Genomic DNA, 20,853 nt, shown 5'->3' with positions numbered 1-20,853 from the left:
CGCGGCTTCAGGGCGGACGCCCGCACGATGCGGTCGCAAGGGCATCGCAATTTCCATCAATCTGTGAGTAGTCAGCACGCACAGTGGCTTCCTGCCGCGACGCGGCGACGCATGTCGGCGGCGGTTGCTGTGGCGTCACACGGTCGCCTGTGCGCGGTGAGGCAACGGCGCGGCGGCCGTCACCGTGTCTTGAGCCATGGTGGTTCGTCCCAGTCGAGTGCGGCTGCGGCCTTCAGTTCCTCGAGCCAGGCGTCCACCGCCGTGCGCGGGTAGAGCACGGTGCGGCCGATGGTGATGTATCTGGGCCCCCTGCGCGCGGATCGGTAGTTGCGGAGCGTGCCGAGCGTGAGGGTTCCTCGGAGGTAGTCCACGAGCTCTTCCGGCGTGAGGTGGTCCTGCAATGGGGACGCCTGTCCGTCGGTGCAGGTGCATTCGTGTGAACGGGGTGCCTGTGCTTGTGGCGCCGATGCGGGCTGCGTCGTCGGTCGCAGCGATTGGTCGGGTGCGCTGAGTGCGCGGAGGGTTCTGGTCGACACGGTCAGATCTCTTCGAAGAAGGTGTCGAGGACGTGGCGGAGGTCGGGCCCCTGCTGCTGGTGGGCGACGTAGTGGCTCAGGGGAGTCGAGCCGGTGAGGGAGTGACCGAGTTGCATTCGGGCGGCGTCGAACCCGACGGTGTGGGCGATGTGGTTGGCGACGGTACGTCGCAGCGTGTGGGGTGTGGTGCCGATGAGCTCGGGTGTGTTCGCGACAGCGGCTCTGAGACGGGTCCGGATGTTCGAAGGCCACAGCCAGGTGCCGCGCCCGGAGGCCATCAGCGGATTCGGGTCGTCGCTTCCGTTCGCCTTCACCTGTGTCCATGACGAGTGGTCCAGCCGGCGGCGTACCACTGCGAGCGCAGCGTCCGGGAGCACCAGGGTCCGGGTCATGCTGGTCTTGGTCGACTCCTGTCGGTGCAGTTTCTCCACGAAGCCTTTCCGTGGCTCGACGAGCGTCCCGGAGATCGTGATCGTTGGTGTGTCGGCTGTCAGGCCGACGTGCTCATGCTCGACGGCGAGGATCTCTGAGATGCGTGCTCCGGTGGCGAGCGCGAGGACGACGAAGTCGTGCAGGTCTCGGTTCGGTCCCCGGCGGCCTGGGATCCGCTGGTGGTCGGGGTGGGTGACCTGGAGCAGGCGTCGCGTCTGGTCGACGGCGAGGAGTTCCACCTCGTGGGGTTCCCGAGCGGGTGCGGCGACGAGAGCCATGGGGTTGGCCGGGAGTGCGCCGTCCCGAACGGCCAGCTTGCACATCATGTTGAGCACTGCCCGGCCCTGCATCGTCGACAGGCCGGTGTCCTCCAAGCGGTCGAGCGCGGCTTCCAGAAGAGGCACGTCGAGTTCGGCGACCCGGATGCTTCCGAGCGCGGGCGAGATGATCCGCCTGATTTGGTCGCTGTAGTTCCACAGTGTCTGGGACTTGAGAGGAGTTCGGTTGCGCGCATGGCCGTGCCGCGTCTTCTTCTCCAGCCAGTACTCAGCCAGCCGGTTGACGGTCCACCCCGGTTGCACTCCGGATCCCAACGGCGTCACAAGGGTGTCGATCTTGCGCCGTAGGGCCCGCTGCGCGGCTGACTTGGAGTCCGCAGGTGCGGTCACCTGCTTCATCTGGCCGTTGCTGAGGCGATGAATCGCGCTGGGTTTCGTTCCGCTTGATCAGTCAGGATGGGAACGATGGCCAGGTATACGAACGAGATGCGTGAGCGGGCAGTGCGGATGGTCGCCGAGGTTCGCTCCGAGCACCCGCACGAGACGGCCGCGTTGCGGCATGTGTCGGGGCTGTTGGGGATGAACGTCGAGACCCTGCGACTGTGGGTCCACCGCGCCCAGGTCGACGCCGGAGTCCGGCCCGGCACTACGAGCGAGGATGCCGAGGAGATCAAGCGCCTCAAGCGCGAGGTCGCCGAGTTGCGTCGCGCGAACGAGATCTTGAAGTCCGCCTCAGTGTTTTTCGCCAAGGAGCTCGACGGCCCCACGACGAGATGATCCGCTACATCGACGAGCACAAGGATCAGTTCGGGGTCGAGGCCATCTGCCGGGTACTGCGCCCGGCAGTTCGTGGGTTCATCACCGCCCGCGGGTACCGCGCCGCGAAGGCCAGACCACCCTCGGCGCGCTCACTCAAGGACGAGCTGCTCGTCCCGGAGATCGCCAGGTTGCACGCGGAGAACTACGGCGTCTACGGGGTGCGGAAGATGCACGCCCTGATGCGCCGTCAGGGCTGGGAACTTGGGCGCGATCAGACCGCGAGGCTGATGAAGGTCGCCGGCGTTCGCGGGGTGAAGCGGTCGAAGAAGGTGTTCACCACCAAGCCGGATCCGGCGGCGGTCAAGCCGGCCGACCTGGTCCAACGGCGCTTCCACGCGCCCGCGCCGCGGCGGCTATGGGTTGCTGACATCACCTACGTGGCGACCTGGTCCGGGTTCGCCTACGTGGCGTTCGTGACCGACGTCTACTCGCGTCGGATCGTCGGGTGGAACGTCGCCGCGACGTTGAAGGCCGACATCCTCCCGTTGCAGGCCCTCGACATGGCCGCCTGGGACGCCAAGCGTGAGGGCGCGGTTGATCTGACCGGGCTGGTTCATCACGCCGACCACGGGTCGAACTACCTCTCGATCGTCTACACCGACCGGATCGGCGAACTCGGAGCGAAGCCCTCGACCGGGACCGTCGGGGACAGCTACGACAATGCCCTCGCCGAGGCCGTCAACGGGCTCTACAAGACCGAGCTGATCCGACGCCGAGGACCGTGGCGCACGATCGAACAGGTCGAGCTCGCGACGCTGGAGTACGTGTGGTGGTGGAACAACCAGCGCCTGCACGGGGAGCTCGACATGCGCACCCCGCTCGAGGTCGAGGCCGCGTACTACGCTGCCCAAGAATCACCCCAGCCAGCACTCGCTGGCCAAGGGAACGCATAGGAACGAAACCCAGCGCGATTCACTTCGAGGAACGATCGCCGAGCTCGTGGACACGCCAGAGGCCCTCTCGGTCGGTGAGGACTACATGGTGCTGTCGTCCGCGAAGTTCGAGCTGTCGGCCGGTGCAGTGGAACCCGCCGCGATCGACGTCACCGAGCGCGTCGGCCTGGATCTCATCCTGCCCATCGCATCGATCCTGCCCCTCGAGCGGCGCGTGCAGTGGCACCAGCAGCTGGAGCTCCCGAGGAGGGTCCTCGAGACGTTCGCGGACAACGCGGAGGACATCGCCGTGGTCTTGACCGCCGGCGGAGTCGTCGAGAGGCTTCTCGGTCGGCTGCCGAAGGTTGGGCGCTTTGCCAAGAAGCTGCATCCGGTTGTGGTCAGGGCCGTCGAACGGACCGGTCAGGAACTCCGGGAGGCGAACGCGCGGGCTCGGGCGGATCAGGACTTCGTGACCGCAACCGTCACGCAGCTCAAGCTGGACCTCGAGAAAGGCGTCGAGGAGCGCTTGCTCCTCCGGCGGAAGTGATGGGCACGCAGACCGAATGGCCGCCTGGCCTCATCTGGGCAACTCGGGGACGTGTCTGGGGCTTCACAATCTTGGTCACGGCCGGTCTGAGCGACCCGCTTCGGCACTACGAGCTGGCATTCGACGGTGGCGCGGAGGAGCCGACTGTGTACCGACGCACCTCCGCGGGAGTCGCGCTTAGATTCCCGGACCCTGACCGGCGACGGGACGGGTCCGGCCGAGTCATCCCGCACGAGTTCGTCCTGCTCGGGAACCTCGCCGACGACGTGCAATCACTCGATGACGGCGTTCGGACGGTCTGGCCGGTGGTAGAGGCCACCTACGCCAGAGTGTGGGATGCCGTAAGCCCCCCTCCCGCGAACCTGCCCAGAGTCTGACGGGCCCAGCCCTCTTGAAGCCCGGAGCGAACGCCGGAGGCGACCTCGCAAGTCAACCAAAAGTCAACCAAAACTCCGTGAGCCGGCGGTCCTCCATGCTCAGCGGCCGTGATCGAGCGTGATCGAACGGGAGCCATGGCAGAGCACGTTTGCGCAGGTCAGAGCGCACTTCACGCGTGATCCACCGCGAATCACTCGTCTCGATTAGGTCGTCGGTTCGATTCCGACAGGCGGCTCCGACTCCCCGGGGACCCGAGACCCCGGGGAGTCTTCTGTCCGCGGGCGCCGCACCATGACCGTGCGGAAGGCGGCGAAGCGCACCAGGCCGGTGCCGAGGTTGGCCGCGACGAGCACCGCCACCTCCTGCCCACGTGTCGGTGCGTCCACCGACGCGCTCAGCAACCACAGCGACCCCGCCGTCACCGCCAGGCTGAAGCCGAGGAGCGTCAGCCCGAGGGCCTGGTGTCTCACGGTCCGCTCGGGGCCGCGGACGCCGAAGGTGATCCTGCGGTGCCCCCACGTCCCGGCGATGGTCGAGAGGATCAGCGCGACGGCGTTCGCCGGCTGGGCGCTCAGCTCGGAACGCAGCAGGACGTAGAGCAGTCCGTAGAACACGTTGAACGCCCCGCCCACGCACGCGAAGACCAGCAGCTGGACGGCGATGGCCCGCCAGCGCTGCGTACGTCGGTCCCGACCCATGCCGCGACGCTACCGACAGGTGGCAGGATGTCGAGGCGTGAGGGTCGCCCTGCAGGTCACCTGCGTCAACGACGCCATGTTCCCCGAGACGGGGAAGGCGGTCGTGCGGCTGCTGCGGCGCCTCGGCGTCGAGGTCGACTTCCCGCAGGCGCAGACGTGCTGCGGGCAGCCGATGGTCAACACCGGCTACGTCGACGAGGCGGTGCCGGTGGTCCGGACGTTCGTCGACGCCTTCGCGGGGTACGACGCGGTCGTCACCCCGTCGGGCTCGTGCGCGGGCTCGGCCCGGCACCAGCACTCGATCGTCGCGGAGCGCTCGGGCGACCCGGCCCTGGTCGCTGCGGTCGCGGAGACCGGCCCCCGGACGTACGAGCTCTCCGAGTTCCTGGTCGACGTGCTGGGCGTGACCGACGTCGGCGCCTACTTCCCGCACCGGGTGACCTACCACCCGACGTGCCACAGCCTGCGGATGCTCGGGGTGGGGGACCGACCGCGACGGCTGCTGGAGGCCGTACGCGGCATCGAGCTCGTCGAGCTGCCGCACGCGAGCGAGTGCTGCGGCTTCGGCGGCACCTTCGCGCTCAAGAACGCCGACACGTCGGTGGCGATGGGTGCCGACAAGGCGCGGCACGTGCGTGACACGGGTGCCGAGGTGCTGGTCGCCGGCGACAACTCGTGCCTGATGCACGTCGGCGGCCTGCTGTCGCGCCAGCGCGCGGGCGTACGGGTGGCGCACCTGGCCGAGGTGCTGGCCAGCACCGAGGACGACGCATGAGCGGCACCTTCGTCGGCATGCCCGCCTTCCCCGACGCCGCGCGGGAGGCGCTCGGTGACACCCAGCTGCGGCGCAACCTCGCCCACGCCACCCGCACGATCCGCGACAAGCGCGCCCGCGTCGTCGCCGAGGTCGAGGACTGGGAGGAACTGCGGCTCGCCGGGGCAGCGGTGAAGGAGGCGGCGCTGCGCGACCTCGCCACCCACCTGGAGACCCTCGAGGCCTCCCTGACGGCCGCCGGCGCCACCGTGCACTGGGCGCGCGACGCGGAGGAGGCGTGCGCGATCGTCGCCTCGGTCACGAAGGCCCACGGCGTCGACGAGGTGGTCAAGGTCAAGTCGATGGCCACCGCCGAGATCGGTCTCAACGAGGCGCTCGAGGCCGAGGGCATCGCCGCCTGGGAGACCGACCTCGCCGAGCTGATCGTGCAGCTGGGCGACGACCTGCCCTCGCACATCCTGGTGCCGGCCATCCACCGCAACCGCGCGGAGGTGCGCGAGATCTTCCTGCGCCGGATGGGCGCGGTCGGCCGTCCCGCGCCCGACGACCTCACCGACGAGCCGGCCGTCCTCGCCGCCGCGGCGCGCGAGCACCTGCGCGAGAAGTTCCTCCGTGCGACGGTCGCCGTGTCAGGCGCGAACTTCGCCGTCGCCGACACCGGCACCCTCGTCGTGGTCGAGTCCGAGGGCAACGGCCGGATGTGCCTGACCCTGCCGGAGGTGCTGATCAGCGTCGTCGGCATCGAGAAGGTCGTGGCCACCTGGGCCGACCTCGACCCGCTGCTGCGGCTGCTGCCGCGCTCGTCGACCGGCGAGCGGATGAACCCCTACACCTCGACCTGGTCGGGCGTGACGCCCGGGGACGGCCCGCAGGAGGTCCACGTCGTGCTGCTCGACAACGGACGCACCCGGGCGCTGGCCGACGACGTCGGTCGGCAGGCGCTGCGCTGCATCCGCTGCTCGGCGTGCCTCAACGTCTGCCCGGTCTACGAGCGCGTCGGCGGCCACGCGTACGGCTCGGTCTATCCCGGGCCGATCGGCGCGATCCTGAACCCGCTGCTCCACGGGGTGGCCGACGAGCAGACCGCGTCGCTGCCCTACGCCTCGTCGCTGTGCGGTGCCTGCTTCGAGGTGTGCCCGGTGCGTATCGACATCCCGTCGGTGCTGGTGGACCAGCGTGCCGCGGTCGTCGACTCGCACCGCGGCGACCGGGTGCCGAAGCCGGAGGCGGTCGCGATGAGGGCGGCCGCGTGGACCTTCTCCGACGCCCGCCGCCTGCGCCTGGCCGAGCGCGCCTCCGGCCTGGCCGGCCGCGTCCTCGGCCGTTTCTCCCGTACGACCCTGCCGGGCGGTCGCGCAGCAACCGGCCGCCTTCCCGGACCGGGCGCCGGGTGGACAGGCGCGCGCGACCTCCCCGCGCCGCCGGAGGAGTCGTTCCGCGAGTGGTGGGACCGTACGGACGGGGGCCGCTCGTGAGCGCCCGCGACGACATCCTGCGGCGTGTCCGTGAGGCACTGGACGGCGTGTCGCCCGCAGTGGCCGTCCCATCGGCCCCTCGTGCGCCGGGCCGGGGCGACCTGGCTGACCTCTTCGCCGAGCGGGTCGCCGACTACCGCGCGATCGTCACCCGCTGCGCCGCCGAGGAGGTGGAGCGGGTGGTCCGCGACGTGCTCGGGCCGGCGCGCGCGGTCGTGCCTCCCAGTCTCGGCCTCGACGTGCCGGGCGCAGTGGTGGACGAGGGCCTCACCGCCGACGAGCTCGACGTCTGCGACGCGGTCGTCACCCGTGCCCGGGTGGGCATCGCCGAGACCGGCACCATCGTGCTCGACCACACCGACGACCAGGGCCGGCGCGCGATCAGCCTCGTGCCCGACCTGCACGTCTGCGTCGTCGACGAGAGCCAGGTCGTCGCGGACGTCCCCGACGCGATCGCGCTCCTCGACCCCGCCCGCCCCCTCACCTGGGTCAGTGGGCCGTCGGCGACCAGCGACATCGAGCTCGACCGGGTCGAGGGCGTGCACGGCCCGCGCACGCTCCACGTGGTCCTCGTGGATCCGCAGCTCTGATCGCTCAGCCCGACACGGCGTCGCGCCGGCGGTAGCCCCAGATCCCGACCGCGACGAGCGCCGCCGTGAGGGCGAGCTCCGCGAGGACCGGGACGAGCTCGACGTCGTCGAGCGGGACGGCGGCCAGGTGCCAGAACGGCGAGATCGCCTGGACGGCGTCGGGAAGTCGGAGGATCTCGCCGAGCACCACCTGCAGCGCGACGAGCGCGACGGCTGCCCACGCGACCCCGGTCGCGCGGGGGACGAGGCCGAACAGGGCCGCGGCGAAGGCACCGATGACCAGCGTGCCGGGGACGTACGCGAGCTGGCCTGCGACGTGGCGCAGGACCTGGTCCCACTCGCCGCTGCCGAGGCCGTAGCCCACGGCCAGGCCCAGGCCCATGATCACCGTCAGCGTGACCGCGGCGATCAGTGCGAGAGCGGTGGTCGCCGCCATCCACGACGTGCGGCTGACGGGGGTCGCGAGGACGACCTCCGTACGGCCGGCCTCCTCCTCGGCGCGCAGCCGCAGCACTGAGGCGACCACGAAGCCGCAGGTGATGACTGCCATGAAGAGGAACATGTAGGCCAGGAAGGCATCGACGATCGCGTCCTCGGCCGCCTGACCGCCGGCGCCGACGAAGTCGGCCATCTCGGGGTTGGAGGCGATGAGGTCGGGGACGCTCGGGATCACCGACCCGTAGAGCATGCCCAGCAGGAAGAGCCCGACCGCCCAGCCGATCAGCAGCCCGCGCTGCAGCCGGGTCGCCACACCGAACGGGGTGCCGAGCGCCCGTCCCGCCCGCGCCGAGCCCGGTCGTGGCTGCAGGAGGCCGCCGCCGAAGTCGCGGTGTGCCATGAGCCGGGCGGCCAGGGCCAGGAGGAGCGCAGTGGTCGCGAGCAGGAGCAGGGCGGGCCACCACCGCTCGTCGCCGAAGGCGTCCATGCGCTGAGCCCACCCGAAGGGGGAGAACCAGACCAGGACGTTGTCCTCCATCGCTCCGAGGCCGCGCACGAGGTAGCCGACGGCGACGGCCGCCACGCCCAGGCCCAGCGCGCCGCGGGCCGAGGTGGAGAGCTGGACGGCCACCAGCGTGATCGCCGTGTAGACCGCCCCGAGCAGCGCGAGCCCGACGCCGTACGTGAGGCTCCCGACCGCGTCGAGCCCGACCGCCAGCATCGAGACCGTCGTGATGGCGCTGATCAGCAGCACGGCCATGAGGCCGTAGGCGAGCCCGGCGAGGGTGGCGGCGTGGCGGCCCAGCACGGTGGAGCGCAGCAGCTCGGCCCGGCCGGACTCCTCCTCGGCGCGGGTGTGGCGCACCACGAGGAAGACGACCATCAGGCAGATCCCGAGCTGGGCCACCTGGGACGTCTCGTTGGCGACGATGCCGCCGAGGGTGTCCAGGCCGACCTGGCGACCCGACATGAGGTAGCTCACCGGGGTCGACCCGACGATCCGGGCGTAGCCGGCGACCTTCTCGGGGGTGTCGTAGAGGGGTGGGATCGACGCTGCGGTGGCGACGATCGTGCCGCCGAGGCCCACGACCCACAGCGGCAGTCGCACCCGGTCGCGCCTCAGGGCCAGGCGCAGCAGGTGGCCGACCCCGGCGACCGAGCTGGCGACCGGGGCGCTGCTCATGCCGACACCTCCTCGCCGTACTGGTGCAGGAACAGCTCCTCCAGCGTGGGAGGGTGCGCGGCGAGGGAGCGCACGCCGAGCTCGGCGAGGGCGGCGACGGCCGCGTCGAGGTGATCGGAGTCGACGTCGAAGGTGACGCGGTTGCCGTGCATCACCGGCTCATGGACGCCCGGCACGGCCGTGATCGGCGTGGGGGGCCGCTCGGTCTCGGCGATGACGGTGGTGCGGGTCAGGTGCCGCAGCTCGGCCAGGGTCCCGGTCTGCACCACCCGACCGGCGCGGATGATGCTGATGCGGTCGGAGAGCGCCTCGGCCTCGGCGAGGATGTGGGAGCTGAGGAGGATCGTGGCGCCCTCGGCCCGGACCTCGTGGACGGCCTCCTGGAACTCGGCCTCCATCAACGGGTCGAGCCCGGACGTGGGCTCGTCGAGGAGGTAGAGGTCGGCCCGGCTCGCCAGCGCGGCGACGAGCGCGACCTTCTGCCGGTTGCCCTTGCTGTAGGTGCGCGCCTTCTTCGTCGGGTCGAGCTCGAAGCGCTCGATCATCTCCCGACGGCGGGCCTCGTCGAGCCCACCGCGCATCCGGGCGAGCACGTCGATCACCTCGCCCCCGGTCAGGTTGGGCCACAGCGAGACGTCGCCGGGGACGTACGCCAGGCGCCGGTGCAGCGACGCGGCGTCGCGCCACGGGTCGCCGCCGAGGATCGTCGCGGAGCCGGAGTCGGCGCGCAGCAGGCCGAGCAGGACCCGGATGGTGGTGGACTTGCCGGAGCCGTTGGGCCCGAGGAAGCCGTGGACCTCGCCCTGCTCGACGGTCAGGTCGAGGTGGTCGAGCGCGCGGGTGGCGCCGAAGGTCTTGACGATGTCGTGGAGCTCGATGACAGCCATGCGCCGAGTGTCACTGAGGAGGGCGGTGGTCGTCCACGAGCCCGGCGGCCCGCTCGAGCGTCGCGACCTCGACGTCGACGGCCTGCGGCAGGCGTACGCCCCACGCGTCGGCGATCGAGCCGACCACATCGACGGTGGTGACGGCGCCGGACTCGGCTGAGAGCGAACCCACCGACGCGGGGTCGAAGGGCAGGTCGAGGCAGTCGTAGACCTCGGTGAGCACGGGGCGCAGCACCTCCTCGTCGCCGACGGTGACGAGCGAGCTGAAGAGCCACGCCCGCGGCAGCACGCGCTGGGCGGTGCCCACGAGCTTCACCTCGTCGCGGGCGTTGACGCTGTGCGCGCCGGGGCAGTACTCACCGGGCACCGGGCCGACGCGGGCGTCGATGCCCAGGGCGGCGAACAGCCGGGCGAACCGCCGGCCGTACTCCTCGAAGCGCCGGTCCATCCCCTGCGGGGTCTGCGGCTCGGCGCGCACGTGGTCGACGACGACGGCCCGGTCGGTGTAGGCCACCGCGCGACCTCCGACGGCCCGGACCGCCGTGTCGAACCCGGCCGACCGCGACGCCTCGACCGCGGCCGCGAAGCCCGGCAACCGGGTGTCGCGGCGACCGAAGACGACCGCGGGCCGCGACGGCGTGTAGATCCGGAGCGCCTCGTCGACCTCCCCGTCGCCGGAGCGGCGCAGGAGGGCGTGCGCCACGGCGAGCTCGGTCGCCTCGTCGCCGCCGAGGGCGCCCACGTGAACGATCACGGGACCATCATCGCGGGACCATCCTCGGGGCCTCACAGCATCAGTACGACGACCGGCACCACCGACAGGACCGTCGCGGCCATCGTGACGTCCGTACGGTCGACGCGCACCGGGCGCCAGACGGTGCGCGGGCCGACCCCCAGTCCGCGCGACTCCAGCGCCTGCGCGGTCCGCTCGCCACGGCGGACGCACACGACGAGCAGGGCGAACGCCGCGCGGGTGAAGGCCCGCACGCCTGCCTCCGGACGTCCGTCGGCCCGCAACGGCGCGCGCACGGCGTGGGCCATCCGGATCGTCTGCCACTCCCGCGGCAGTTCCTGCAACAGGCGGTGGCCGGCGAGCAGGGCGTAGGTCACGCGCGGGCTGAGCCGGGCGTTCTGCTGGAGGCTGGTCATCAGGTCGACCGGGTCGGTGGACACGACGAATCCGACGGCCAGCACGCCGATCAGAAGCGTGCGCGCGGCCAGCGCGGCGCCCACCGACAGCCCCGCGTCGGTGACCTCGAGCGACCCGGCGGCCCACAGGACGGTCCCCGGCCGGCTCACGGCGTTGACGAGCAGCGCACCCGAGGCGAACGCCACGAACGGGACGTGGGCCAGGGCGAGCCTGCGCCACGGCACCCGGCTCGTGAGGCGTACGGCGAGCAGCGCGAGCACGTAGAGCACGGCCGGGGCGGTGGGCGTCAGGACGAACGACACCGCGAGCGACACCGCGAACGCCAGGCCCAGCTTCACGCTCGGGTTGCGACGCCCGAGCCACGACCCGGTCACCGCGCGGCCCCGTCGAGGCTGCGCAGGGCCGCCCTGCATCCGTCGTCGTCCAGGTGCTCGGTGAGCCACGCCAGCAGCGGTGGCAGCGCGAGCCGCGCACCGGCCAGCGTGCCACGGTCGCGCAGCACCTCCCACGTCGGCGCGCAGGCCAAGACCCGCCCGTCGCCTAGGACGAGGACGCGGTCGGCGGCCCCCGCCACGGTGCGCAGGTCGTGGCTGGCGAACAGCACCGCCCGGCCACCCTCCGCCTCGCGCCTCATCGCCGCGGCCGTGGTCACGGTGTCGGCGCGGTCCAACCCGAGCGTCGGCTCGTCGAGCACGAGCGCCGGTCGCTCGTGGGCGAGCACGGCGGCCAGGCTGAGCCGGCGCTTCTCGCCACCGGAGAGCCGGTAGGGGTTCTGCGTGACGAGGTCGTCCAGGCCGAAGCGGCGCAGCTCGCGCGCCCCGGCCGCCTCGCCGCCTGCTCCCAGGCCGTGCGCCGTCTCGGCGGCGACCGTGCTCGCGCAGAACTGGTGCTCGGGGTTCTGGAAGACCAGGCCGGCCCGAGGCCCGGTGACCGTGCCGGCGTACGGGGGCAGCAGCCCGGCGAGGGTGAGGAGGAGCGTGGACTTGCCGGAGCCGTTGGCCCCGAGGACGGCCACCACCTCGCCCGCGCGCAGGTCGAGGTCGACGTCCGCGAGCACTGCACCGGCCCGCCCGACGGCGAGGCCGCGCGCACCGAGCACGACCTCGCCCCGGGGAGGAGTGCGCGGGCCCGTCCGCCGACCGGCGGTCAGCAGGTGGGCACGGTTGTCGCGGTGGGTGAGCCCGCCCGGCGCCCCGGTGGCCGCGCGGAGCTCGGTGTCCAGCGGCAGCCAGCACCCGGCGGCGTGCAGGTCTCGTGCGTGCACGGCGAGCACGTCCGCCGTGGGACCGGCGGCGACGAGTCGGCCGGTGCGGTCGAGGACGACCGCCCGAGGGGGGAGACCCGCCCCCGACGCGCCGGCCAGCTCGTCGAGGCGGTGCTCGACGAGCACCGTCGTCGGACCGGCCCCGACGCCCGACGCGAGCACGTCGCGCACGGAGGCCACTCCGTCCGCGTCGAGCATCGAGGTGGGTTCGTCGAGCAGCAGCAGGTCCGGTTCGGCGACCAGGGCTGCCGCCGTCGCCACGCGCTGCAGCTCCCCGCCGGAGAGCTCCGACTGGCGCCGCGACCGCAGTCCGCGGGCACCGACCCGGTCGAGCGCGCGGTCGACGCGACCGGAGATGGCCACCGGGTCGACGGCCCGGTTCTCCAGCGGCAGGGCCACCTCCTGTTCGACGTACGGGAGGGTGGTGCCGGCGCTGGGGTCCTGCGCGACGAGGCCGACGTGGCGGGAGAGGCGGACGACCGAGTGCTCGGCGGTGCGCAGCCCGCAGACGGCGACGTCGCCCTCGAGCGTGGCGTTGACCGAGTGGGGGACGTGCCCGGCGATCGCGTGCAGCAGGGTCGACTTGCCCGACCCGGTCGGACCGAGCACGACGACGTCGTGGCCCCGCTCCACCCGCAGCTCCTCGACGGTCAGCGCAGGGTCCGCCCGCCGGGGGAACCGGACCCGCGCTCCGTCGATCTCGACGAGGGTCACGAGCGTCCGATGGCGTAGTTGTCCAGCACCCCGGTGCGGGCGAGCCGGTCGACGACGACCTTGGCCAGCAGCCCGCCGAGCAGCACGCCCGAGACCAGTTGGAGCACGAGGCGCAGCTCGACGAGGTCCTGACCGAACCAGTCGAACCTGAAGGCGGAGAAGACGAAGACGAGCCCCGCACCGCACAGGCCGGACAGCGCGAACGTCGCCCAGCCGTACGAGCGGTAGCGCCGCAGGGCGAACGGCAGCTCGCTGCCCGCGCCCTGGATCGCGGCGGCGAGGATGAGCATCGGCCCGACGGGGGAGCCGAGGAAGACCACCTCCACCACGGAGGCGAGCACCTCGGCGAGGACGCCCGCGAACGGCCGGCGCACGATCGCGACGACGATCGGGGCGACGATCAGCCACCCGCCGAGGAGGACGTGCTGGGCGAGGTCCCCGGCCGGTCCCATCAGCAGGGCCAGCCCGCTCCAGGCCTGGACCAGCGCCCAGTAGAGGAAGCCGAAGACCACGCCGAGGACGACCATCAGCATCAGGTCCCGCATGGCCCAGGTGGACGTGCGCTCGTCGGTCGTCGTCATGCCGCCGCTCCGTCCGTGTCGACGCCCGTGGCGCTCGGCGAGCCGATTGACACCGTGAGGTGGGTGACGACGTGGGGGACCTCGGCGCCGACGCCGGCCCAGGCGTCCGTCGCGGTGGCGAGCACCTCGGCGACGTCGCCGCGGAGCCGGGTCGCGTAGTGGGCCGGCGCGACGGCCGTGCCCCGCCTCCGGGCAGCCGCGATCGCCGCCTCGATCGGGACCATGTGGTCGCCCCCGTGGGACCCGCCACCGGACCCGCCGTCGAGCAGCGGGTAGAGCGACCACTGCGCCACCGCGTCCACGCCGGTGGGCTCGACTCGCACGGGCGCGACGATCGGCAGCCTCACTGCGCCGAGGTCGCAGGCGGCCTCGCCCGGGCACCCCCGCGAGAGCAGGACGTGGCCCACCACGTGCCCGCCGCCGGACAGGCGGTGGGCCGCGGCGAGGACGTGCGAGACGTACGCGACGATGCGCTCCTCGGGCGCGTCGTCGACCGAGCCGACGTACGTGCTCACCTCGTCGGTCTCGACGACCAGCGAGTCGGCGAGGCCGGCCTCGCGGGCCTCGGCGAGCGCGCCGAGGATCACCTCGACGAAGCGGTCACAGTGCGGGTGGACGCTGAAGCGGGCGCCCACGCCGAGGTCGCGAGGGTGGACGGGTGCTCGGGTGCTGGCGGTCGGGCTGGCGGTCACGGGTCCTCCGGGGTCACGCGCCCACGGGCCTAGACCACGCCCGTCCCAGGGGTGGGTCGGTCGCGTTCCCTGCTTCCTACGCCGGTGCTAACCGGATCAGGTTCACGGGTCTGCGGACTGTCCGCACTCTCAGCGCTGCTGCGCTCCCCGGGGGCACCTCGACCCTAGGGCATCCATGGGGCGGGTGTGAGACTGGCCCGCATGGAGCACCGCACCCTCGGAAGGACCGGCCGCGAGGTCTCGGTCGTCGGTCTCGGCACCTGGCAGCTCGGCGCCGACTGGGGCGACGTCAGCGAGGCGGACGCCCGCGCGGTCCTGGAGGCGTCCGCCGAGGCGGGCGTGACGTTCTACGACACCGCCGACGTCTACGGCGACGGCCGCAGCGAGCGGCTGGTCGGCAGCTTCGTCGCTGCCCACCCCGACGCCGGCTTGACCGTCGCCACCAAGATGGGCCGCCGGCTCGAGCAGGTGCCGTCGAGCTACGTCGAGCCCAACTTCCGCGCCTGGCTCGACCGCTCCCGGCGCAACCTCGGCGTCGAGGTGATCGACCTCGTGCAGCTGCACTGCCCGCCGAGCGAGGTCATCGACGACGACCAGACGTACGACGTGCTCGACAGGCTGGTGTCCGAGGGCGTCATCCGGTCGTACGGCGTCAGCGTCGAGACCTGCGACCAGGCGCTCAGCGCCATCGCCCGGCCCGGCGTCGCGAGCGTGCAGATCATCCTCAACGCCTTCCGGATGAAGCCGCTCGACGAGGTGCTCCCGGCGGCCGCGTCAGCCGGGGTCGGCATCATCGCCCGCGTGCCGCTCGCCTCGGGCCTGCTGTCGGGGAAGTACGACCTCGACACCGCGTTCGCCGAGGACGACCACCGGACCTACAACCGCGACGGATCGGCCTTCGACGTCGGCGAGACGTTCTCCGGCGTCGACTACGCGACGGGGGTGTCGGCGGCCCAGGAGTTCTCCGCCCTCGTCGCCTCCAGCGGTCTCGGCGACGTCACGCCGGCCCAGGCCGCGATCGCGTGGATCGTGCAGCAGCCGGGGGTCTCGACGGTGATCCCCGGTGCGCGGAACACCTCACAGGCCGCGTCCAACGCCGCCGCCGGCCTTGTCGGGGAGCTGCCGGCGTCGTTCCTCGACGGTGTCCGCGACCTCTACGACCGGAGGATCCGGGAGCAGGTGCACGGGCGCTGGTGAGCGCCCGGGAGGTCACCGCTTGCCGCGCCGCGGCACCGTGACGGACGCGCGCTCGACGGCAGGCTGCACGACGTCGGTGCCGGCGTAGCGCACGACCACCGGCTTGACGCCGGGACGGAGACCGCGCAGGACGACCCGTGCCGATCCGCCGACGACCTGGACCTCCACGGTGCGGCCGCCGACGCTGACGGTCATCGTCCCGTCCGGCTTCGGCGCCCCGGGAGCGCGGACGCGGACGTCCACCGCGACGCGCTTGCGCGTGGCGTCGGTGCGCACCTTCACCTCGGGCCTGGTCGTCACGGCCGGGACGGCGACCGTCTCCGTGGTGCTGCGGAAGTGCCGTCGGGACAGGGTGACCTGGACGGACAGGGCGCGCCCGAGATCCGCGCGCCGGACCGTGTAGGTGGGCTTGGTGGTCTTGGCGATGCGCTGGCCGTCACGGAACCAGGCGTACGTGGCGGTCGCGTCTCCGGGCTTCGTCGAGCCGGCCCGGGCGACGAGCTTCTGCCCCACCACGGGCGTGCCCTTCACCCGGGAGGGGCGGGTGATCGTGACCGGCTTGGCCAGGACGGGTTCGGTCGCGGTCGCGGTGGACCTCGACTTCTTGTAGCCGCTCGCGCTCGCGATCGTGCGTGCGCTGATGCGACTGTCGGTGTGGTCCCGGGTGAGGACGAGGGACGTGCCGGTGGCCCCGGGAAGGGCGACCCCGTCGGCGTACCACTGGGTCTTGACCTTCGTGGGCTGCGGCGCCCACGTCGGAGGCGTGAGGGTCAACGTCTGGCCGACCTCCGCGACACCCTGGATGGTGGGCAGCGCCGTGGGCTGGAACCTGCCCGGGGCGACGGGGGCGGTCGCGAGGACTGCTCGTCCGGGGGAGTAGCCGTCCAGCTCCGCCGTCACCTCGGCGGTGAGGGCCTTGCCCTTCACGTCGGGGGTGGGGACGTAGCTGGCCGCGGTGGCGCCGGGGATGGCGGCACCGTCGGCGAGCCAGCGGACGGTGACGTTGGTCGGCGTGGGCGTCCACCCGCCGGCGGCCACCTCGAGCGGGGCGCCGACCGCAGGGGTCCCGACGATGGCGGGTGCCGTCGTCGGCGCGATCACGCGGTCGTTGAAGTGGATGAAGCCCGAGGGCCAGCCCCCGCCGGACTTCGTGACGCGGCGCCAGTGGAAGTCCCCGCCCCAGTAGTCCTCCGAGACGATGATCTCGCTGTCGGAGATGACCTGCTCGACGTAGGCGACGTGGCCGTTGGAGCCCGCCGGGGAGACGTTCGACCGGTACCAGGCGATGGACCCGACCGTCGGAGTCTGGTCGGTGATGCTCGCCATCGCCACGCCCCAGTTGGACGCGTTGCCGTTGCCCTCCCAGGGCCTGACGTTCGCCATCCCGGACTGGACGAGCCGGTAGGCGACGTAGTTGGTGCAGTTGTGCCCGGTGTACATGCGCCACCACGACGTGGACGCCGCCTGGCGGTAGCCCGCGTGCCCGTAGCCGGCCGCCTGGCACTCGGCGTACCCGGAGCACAGGTAGGTCGACGACGCCAGGCTGACCTTGCTCGCGGTGGTCGGCGCGACGAGCAGGACGAGCGCGAGCACGGCGGTGAGCAACGTGGTCGCACGACCAGTTCCGCGTACGACTCGCTGCAGCTGTGGCAGTGCGGCGGGTACGCGATGTGACGTCTGTGACCAGTGAGGCTGTTGTTGCACCAGGTGATCGTATGGGGCTGATGTCAAGTGCGCCACGCCGATGAGTGAAGAACAAATGTGTAATTCGCCAGCCGGCGTCGGGCGGCGGGGGACTTTGGACCCTGTTGCCACCCTGATCGAGCCGACGACACTGGGGGCGAGGAGGTGGGTCATGCGGTGCGGCCACCACCGGCGCGGCATCCTGGTGAGCTCCGTCGCGAGCATCGTGGTGGCCGGCCTGATGACGTCGCCCGGCGCGGTCGCGGACACCGGCTCGTTCAGTGATCCTGCCCGTGACGTTCGCGCAGGCGCGGACGTCCTCAGCGTCGAGGTGACCAACGAACGGCGCGTCGCTGTCGTGGTGCGACACCGGGACCTGCGGCGGCCGGCGACTCCGGCAGTGTCGGTGATGGTTGACATGTACCCGAACCGCCTGGGTCCCGAGCTCAGCGTCGACCTCAACATCTATGAGTTGTACGTCTGGCGGGTCAGGCGCTGGCAGGTGTACGGCGACGTGCCGATCGCGTGTCCGGTGACCGGTGGGTTCGACTACCGCGCTGACCTGACGCGTGTCGTGATGACGCGCAGTGGTGACTGCCTGCGGCCCCGAGGGCCGGTCCGGGTGTCGGTCGCCGCTTTCGGGCGATCGGGCACGGACTGGGCGCCGGGGCGCCACCGATTCTTCCCCTGGGTCCGCCGCTTCTGAGCACACGTGGTCTGCGTGGAACTCCGTGCCACCGGGCCCGATCGACGCGAAGCTTCGTCGTTCAGGGTGGAACCATCGGCGACGGGGTGAAGTAGAGCTCGACCCCATCCTTGATCGCGTCCGCCATAGCCGACGCCTGGTCCTTGCTCAGCCGCCTCGTACCGGTGTGGTCGACGAGGAAGGCCTGCCCGTGGGGCGTGCGCCAGAGGTGCCGGCCGGGGCCGACGACGCGGGTGGTGATGCCGCCGTGGGTCTTGGTGCGGTGGTGGCGCCGGCGGAGCGGGCCGGAGTTGTGCGGGCCGGTCTGGCCGGGTGGCCCGGTGTCGTCGAACGGGATCGCGTGGTCGAAGTCGACGCCGCCGCGGGTGGCGGTGCGCGGGGTGAACGGGAAGCAGTCGCCGCCGGTCTGCACCCACACGTGGTCCTTGACGTCCTCGGGGTGCTCGTACGCATCGACGCGGCGGCGCTCGCGCAGGTCGATGACCGGGGTGACCGTGACGTCGGCGTGGCCGAGGACCTCGTCGAGCTGGCGCACGTCGATCGGGCCCACGCCCTCGATGCGGGCGACGCCGGTGCGCGTGCGGAGGGCCTCGTCGGTGACGTGGACGAAGAGCCGGCCGCGGCCGCGGAGCCTGGCGAGGCGGTGTGCGGGCAGCGTGGTCAGCCGGGCCACGGTCTCGTCGATGTGCTCCGGTGCCCACGCCGGAGCGTCGGCAGCGGGGTCGTCCGACGTCTCGGTGTGCTCGAGCAGGAGCGTCAGGAGGTCGACCGGGCGCGCCAGCCAGCCCATCGCGAGGGACCGGAGCTCGTCGTGGTTGTGGTCGGCCCCCATGGTGGTGCCGAGGATGTCGGCGACGCGGTCGACCATGGCGTCGAGCCAGGCGGCGTCCCCTGCGGTCACCCGCGCGATCACGTGGCGGTAGCCGAACTCGTCGGATCGGGAGAGGCGTACGTAGCGCTCGTGCCGTGAGCGCTCGCGCTCAGCCCGGTGGGTCTCGGGGTCGGCCTCGATGACCTTGGCCCGGGTGATCTCGAGCACCGTGGACGGGGCGTGGCCGGCGATGGCCTTGGCCACCGCCCGGTCGACACGACCCACCTGCTCGGACAGCAGGGCGCGCGAGAGGACCGCGACCTTGCGTGCCACCCACGGCTCGCAGTCGCCGGCTTCGACCACCGCCCACGTCGCCGGCAGTCGGTGCACGAGGTCGAGCCCGTCAGCCATCAGCGCCCGCGACGTCACCGGGTGCGTCTCGCGCGCCATCGCCAGCTCGGGGATCGCGTGCTCGCGGACCGGCGGGGTGCCTTCGCCGCCGAGCGTCACCATCGGGTCCCGCTCATCACGCGGATGTCCCTGGATCACGGCCCACTGGATCGCTAGGCGCAGCTCCTCCACCTCCGCCAGACGGCGGGCCCGCAGCGCGCTGGTAGCCAGGTCAAGCACCTGTGTCGCACGCGCTTCATCAGCCGCTGCGGGCGGCTGAGGGATGCGAGTGGGCGACGGCATGCCTCACTATATCGAACGTCTGTTCGAACAGCAAGGCTCACGGCACAGGTGATTCGAAGACGGTGGGGGTGCGCAGCCGCCCGCACCTCGCGCACCCCACGTACGTGGTGTGCGCGTCCACCCGCACGACGGCCCAGCGGTGCCACAGGTGCCGGCGACGTGTGCGCGGCGGCGAGGCGGGCACGGCGTGACCGGGCGGCCCCTCGTCGACCACCCGGAAGCCGGAGACCTCGAGCGCACCGGCGCGTCGTCGCTCGCCCTGTCGCTCATGGGGACGCGCCATCGGCCACTCCGTCTGGTCGTACGTCACGCGTTTGCCGCACCTTCAGGGTACGACGCGAACGCCCTCGGGTGGGGTGCTCGTGCCCTGACCCGCGATGCCCGAGGATGGGCCCTGTGCCCCGTGACGAGATCTTCGGCCAGCTGCCCGACGGGCGCGACGTGCGCCTGCTGACGATCGGCGCCGCACCCGGCCCGGTCGCCGAGGTGCTCACCCTCGGCGCCACGGTGCACCGGCTGCTCGTGACCTGCGGCGACGGTGAGCGGCGCAACGTCGTCCTTGGCCACCCCGACGTCGAGGAGCGGCTGGCCAGCGGCGACTACGTCGGCGGCACCATCGGTCGCTACGCCAACCGCATCGCGGCGGGGCGCTTCACCCTCGACGGCCGGGACGTCGAGGTGGGCACCAACGACCGCGGCAACAGCCTGCACGGAGGCCCGGACGGCTTCCACGCGCGCCTGTGGGACGTGGTGTCCCACGAGGCGGACGAGGTCGTGCTGTCGCTCGTGAGCCCCGATGGCGACCAGGGCTTCCCCGGCGAGGTGCGCGTCAGCGTCCGCTACCGCGTCGAGGGTGAGGTTGTCGGCGTCACGATGGAGGCGACGACCGACGCGGCCACCGTCGTCAACCTCACCAACCACGCCTACCTCAACCTCGACGGCGAGGGCGCCGGCACGGTCGACGGTCACGAGCTCACGGTGGAGGCCGACGAGTTCACGCCCGTCGACGCCACCGGGATCCCGCTCGGCGACCACGCCCCGGTCGCCGGCACTCCTTTCGACCTGCGTGCGCCGGCGCTGCTCGGCCCGGTGGTGCGCACCGAGCACCCGCAGATCGCCGACGCCAAGGGCATCGATCACAACTACGTCGTGCAGGGCAGCGGGCTGCGCCGCGCCGCGGTGCTCACCTCGCGGGCCACCCGGACGAGTGCCGAGGTCTGGACCGACCAGCCGGGGCTGCAGGTCTACACCGCCAACGGCCTCGACGGCACCCGCCGCGGGACCGGCGGCGGCCGCTACCGCCAGGGCGACGGTGTCGCGCTCGAACCGCAGCTCTTCCCCGACTCGCCCAACCGGCCGGAGTGGCCGTCCGCGGTGCTGCGGCCCGGGGAGACGTACGTCGCGCGGCTCCAGTGGCGATTTGTCTTGTCGTCCACCACCTGAGGGGAGCA

Annotated in this window: 21 protein-coding genes, 1 pseudogene and 1 riboswitch; of the genes and pseudogenes, 9 read left to right on the top strand and 13 right to left on the bottom strand. The window is 72.2% G+C overall.

Going from position 1 to position 20,853, the window contains the following annotated elements; genetic code table 11:
• Positions 1–179: 179 nt before the first annotated feature.
• Entirely contained in the window at positions 180–401 is a 222-nt protein-coding gene (locus IE200_RS06785; RefSeq protein WP_191278614.1) for a helix-turn-helix transcriptional regulator, read from the bottom strand.
• 137 nt (positions 402–538) lie between these two features.
• Entirely contained in the window at positions 539–1,645 is a 1,107-nt protein-coding gene (locus IE200_RS06780; protein ID WP_191278613.1) for a site-specific integrase, read from the bottom strand.
• 57 nt (positions 1,646–1,702) lie between these two features.
• Between IE200_RS06780 and IE200_RS20650 the strand changes: the two are divergent.
• The 3 genes and pseudogenes from IE200_RS20650 to IE200_RS06770 form a co-directional block, all read left to right on the top strand.
• Positions 1,703–1,897 (top strand): annotated as a pseudogene (locus tag IE200_RS20650) (IS3-like element IS987 family transposase); the annotation flags it as partial.
• Positions 1,849–2,958, top strand: coding sequence for an IS3 family transposase (locus IE200_RS06775; protein WP_229856198.1), 1,110 nt, complete (start codon positions 1,849–1,851; stop codon positions 2,956–2,958). The pseudogene IE200_RS20650 and the gene IE200_RS06775, both read left to right, overlap by 49 nt.
• Positions 2,959–3,004: 46 nt before the next feature.
• Complete coding sequence (locus tag IE200_RS06770; protein ID WP_191278612.1) at positions 3,005–3,487, top strand: hypothetical protein; 483 nt, start codon at positions 3,005–3,007, stop codon at positions 3,485–3,487.
• A 581-nt stretch (positions 3,488–4,068) separates the two neighbouring features.
• Here the strand turns inward: IE200_RS06770 and IE200_RS06765 are convergent.
• On the bottom strand, positions 4,069–4,563 hold the full coding sequence (locus tag IE200_RS06765; RefSeq protein WP_191278611.1) for a GtrA family protein: 495 nt from the start codon (positions 4,561–4,563) through the stop codon (positions 4,069–4,071).
• Between IE200_RS06765 and IE200_RS06760 the strand changes: the two genes are divergently transcribed.
• The 3 genes from IE200_RS06760 to IE200_RS06750 are packed head-to-tail and all read left to right on the top strand — an operon-like array spanning position 4,562 to position 7,403.
• Positions 4,562–5,338, top strand: a complete 777-nt coding sequence (locus IE200_RS06760; protein ID WP_191278610.1) for a (Fe-S)-binding protein — start codon at positions 4,562–4,564, stop codon at positions 5,336–5,338. The two genes, IE200_RS06765 and IE200_RS06760, sit on opposite strands and share 2 nt — an antisense overlap.
• Positions 5,335–6,813, top strand: a complete 1,479-nt coding sequence (locus tag IE200_RS06755) for a lactate utilization protein B (RefSeq protein WP_191278609.1) — start codon at positions 5,335–5,337, stop codon at positions 6,811–6,813. Before IE200_RS06760 ends, IE200_RS06755 begins: the two co-directional genes overlap by 4 nt.
• On the top strand, positions 6,810–7,403 hold the full coding sequence (locus IE200_RS06750) for a LutC/YkgG family protein (protein WP_191278608.1): 594 nt from the start codon (positions 6,810–6,812) through the stop codon (positions 7,401–7,403). Before IE200_RS06755 ends, IE200_RS06750 begins: the two co-directional genes overlap by 4 nt.
• Positions 7,404–7,407: 4 nt before the next feature.
• Here the strand turns inward: IE200_RS06750 and IE200_RS06745 are convergent, their stop codons facing one another.
• The 7 genes from IE200_RS06745 to IE200_RS06715 are packed head-to-tail and all read right to left on the bottom strand — an operon-like array spanning position 7,408 to position 14,312.
• Entirely contained in the window at positions 7,408–9,024 is a 1,617-nt protein-coding gene (locus IE200_RS06745) for an ABC transporter permease (protein ID WP_191278607.1), read from the bottom strand.
• Positions 9,021–9,911: an ABC transporter ATP-binding protein gene (locus IE200_RS06740; RefSeq protein WP_191278606.1), complete on the bottom strand. Its 891-nt coding sequence runs from the start codon at positions 9,909–9,911 to the stop codon at positions 9,021–9,023. Before IE200_RS06740 ends, IE200_RS06745 begins: the two co-directional genes overlap by 4 nt.
• 10 nt (positions 9,912–9,921) lie before the next feature.
• Entirely contained in the window at positions 9,922–10,665 is a 744-nt protein-coding gene (locus tag IE200_RS06735) for a lipoate--protein ligase family protein (protein WP_191278605.1), read from the bottom strand.
• A gap of 32 nt (positions 10,666–10,697) precedes the next feature.
• Positions 10,698–11,435 carry an energy-coupling factor transporter transmembrane component T family protein gene (locus IE200_RS06730; RefSeq protein WP_229856196.1) on the bottom strand — a complete coding sequence of 246 codons (738 nt, stop codon included), beginning with the start codon at positions 11,433–11,435 and terminating at the stop codon, positions 10,698–10,700.
• Positions 11,432–13,039 (bottom strand): ABC transporter ATP-binding protein, encoded by a 1,608-nt coding sequence (locus IE200_RS06725; RefSeq protein WP_191278603.1) that lies wholly within the window; start codon positions 13,037–13,039, stop codon positions 11,432–11,434. The genes IE200_RS06730 and IE200_RS06725 overlap by 4 nt, the downstream gene beginning before the upstream one ends.
• Entirely contained in the window at positions 13,036–13,620 is a 585-nt protein-coding gene (locus IE200_RS06720) for an ECF transporter S component (RefSeq protein ID WP_191278602.1), read from the bottom strand. The genes IE200_RS06725 and IE200_RS06720 overlap by 4 nt, the downstream gene beginning before the upstream one ends.
• Positions 13,617–14,312: a YkoF family thiamine/hydroxymethylpyrimidine-binding protein gene (locus tag IE200_RS06715; RefSeq protein ID WP_191278601.1), complete on the bottom strand. Its 696-nt coding sequence runs from the start codon at positions 14,310–14,312 to the stop codon at positions 13,617–13,619. The genes IE200_RS06720 and IE200_RS06715 overlap by 4 nt, the downstream gene beginning before the upstream one ends.
• Positions 14,313–14,366: 54 nt before the next feature.
• Positions 14,367–14,472, bottom strand: a riboswitch (TPP riboswitch).
• A gap of 41 nt (positions 14,473–14,513) precedes the next feature.
• Here IE200_RS06715 and IE200_RS06710 point away from each other — a divergent pair.
• Positions 14,514–15,509, top strand: a complete 996-nt coding sequence (locus tag IE200_RS06710; RefSeq protein WP_191278600.1) for an aldo/keto reductase — start codon at positions 14,514–14,516, stop codon at positions 15,507–15,509.
• 12 nt (positions 15,510–15,521) lie between these two features.
• Here the strand turns inward: IE200_RS06710 and IE200_RS06705 are convergent, their stop codons facing one another.
• The gene (locus tag IE200_RS06705) at positions 15,522–17,102 is read right to left on the bottom strand and encodes a CHAP domain-containing protein (protein ID WP_191278599.1); all 1,581 of its coding nucleotides are present in this window, start codon (positions 17,100–17,102) and stop codon (positions 15,522–15,524) included.
• A gap of 319 nt (positions 17,103–17,421) precedes the next feature.
• On the opposite strand from IE200_RS06705, the gene IE200_RS06700 reads away from it, so the two are divergent.
• Complete coding sequence (locus IE200_RS06700) at positions 17,422–17,898, top strand: hypothetical protein (RefSeq protein ID WP_191278598.1); 477 nt, start codon at positions 17,422–17,424, stop codon at positions 17,896–17,898.
• Between the two features lie 61 nt (positions 17,899–17,959).
• Here IE200_RS06700 and IE200_RS06695 read toward each other — a convergent pair whose 3' ends face one another.
• Together IE200_RS06695 and IE200_RS06690 are read right to left on the bottom strand one after the other, a co-directional pair.
• Complete coding sequence (locus tag IE200_RS06695; RefSeq protein ID WP_191278597.1) at positions 17,960–19,339, bottom strand: hypothetical protein; 1,380 nt, start codon at positions 19,337–19,339, stop codon at positions 17,960–17,962.
• A gap of 100 nt (positions 19,340–19,439) precedes the next feature.
• Positions 19,440–19,712 carry a hypothetical protein gene (locus tag IE200_RS06690; RefSeq protein WP_191278596.1) on the bottom strand — a complete coding sequence of 91 codons (273 nt, stop codon included), beginning with the start codon at positions 19,710–19,712 and terminating at the stop codon, positions 19,440–19,442.
• 86 nt (positions 19,713–19,798) lie between these two features.
• On the opposite strand from IE200_RS06690, the gene IE200_RS06685 reads away from it, so the two are divergent.
• On the top strand, positions 19,799–20,845 hold the full coding sequence (locus IE200_RS06685) for an aldose epimerase family protein (protein WP_229856195.1): 1,047 nt from the start codon (positions 19,799–19,801) through the stop codon (positions 20,843–20,845).
• Positions 20,846–20,853: the final 8 nt, after the last annotated feature.

The sequence above is a fragment of the Nocardioides flavus (ex Wang et al. 2016) genome, assembly GCF_014653115.1.
GTDB classification, from domain to species: Bacteria; Actinomycetota; Actinomycetes; order Propionibacteriales; family Nocardioidaceae; genus Nocardioides; species Nocardioides flavus.
The sequence above is the reverse complement of the archived record's forward strand: the minus strand, read 5'-3'. Positions and strand labels throughout refer to the sequence as shown.

Coding starts and splice junctions, on each gene's coding strand:
- IE200_RS06740 (WP_191278606.1), bottom strand. CDS start 9,911: ATGGCTGTCATCGAGCTCCACGACATCGTCAAGACCTTCGGCGCCACC.
- IE200_RS06765 (WP_191278611.1), bottom strand. CDS start 4,563: ATGGGTCGGGACCGACGTACGCAGCGCTGGCGGGCCATCGCCGTCCAG.
- IE200_RS06720 (WP_191278602.1), bottom strand. CDS start 13,620: ATGACGACGACCGACGAGCGCACGTCCACCTGGGCCATGCGGGACCTG.
- IE200_RS06745 (WP_191278607.1), bottom strand. CDS start 9,024: ATGAGCAGCGCCCCGGTCGCCAGCTCGGTCGCCGGGGTCGGCCACCTG.
- IE200_RS06755 (WP_191278609.1), top strand. CDS start 5,335: ATGAGCGGCACCTTCGTCGGCATGCCCGCCTTCCCCGACGCCGCGCGG.
- IE200_RS06710 (WP_191278600.1), top strand. CDS start 14,514: ATGGAGCACCGCACCCTCGGAAGGACCGGCCGCGAGGTCTCGGTCGTC.
- IE200_RS06760 (WP_191278610.1), top strand. CDS start 4,562: ATGCCGCGACGCTACCGACAGGTGGCAGGATGTCGAGGCGTGAGGGTC.
- IE200_RS06780 (WP_191278613.1), bottom strand. CDS start 1,645: ATGAAGCAGGTGACCGCACCTGCGGACTCCAAGTCAGCCGCGCAGCGG.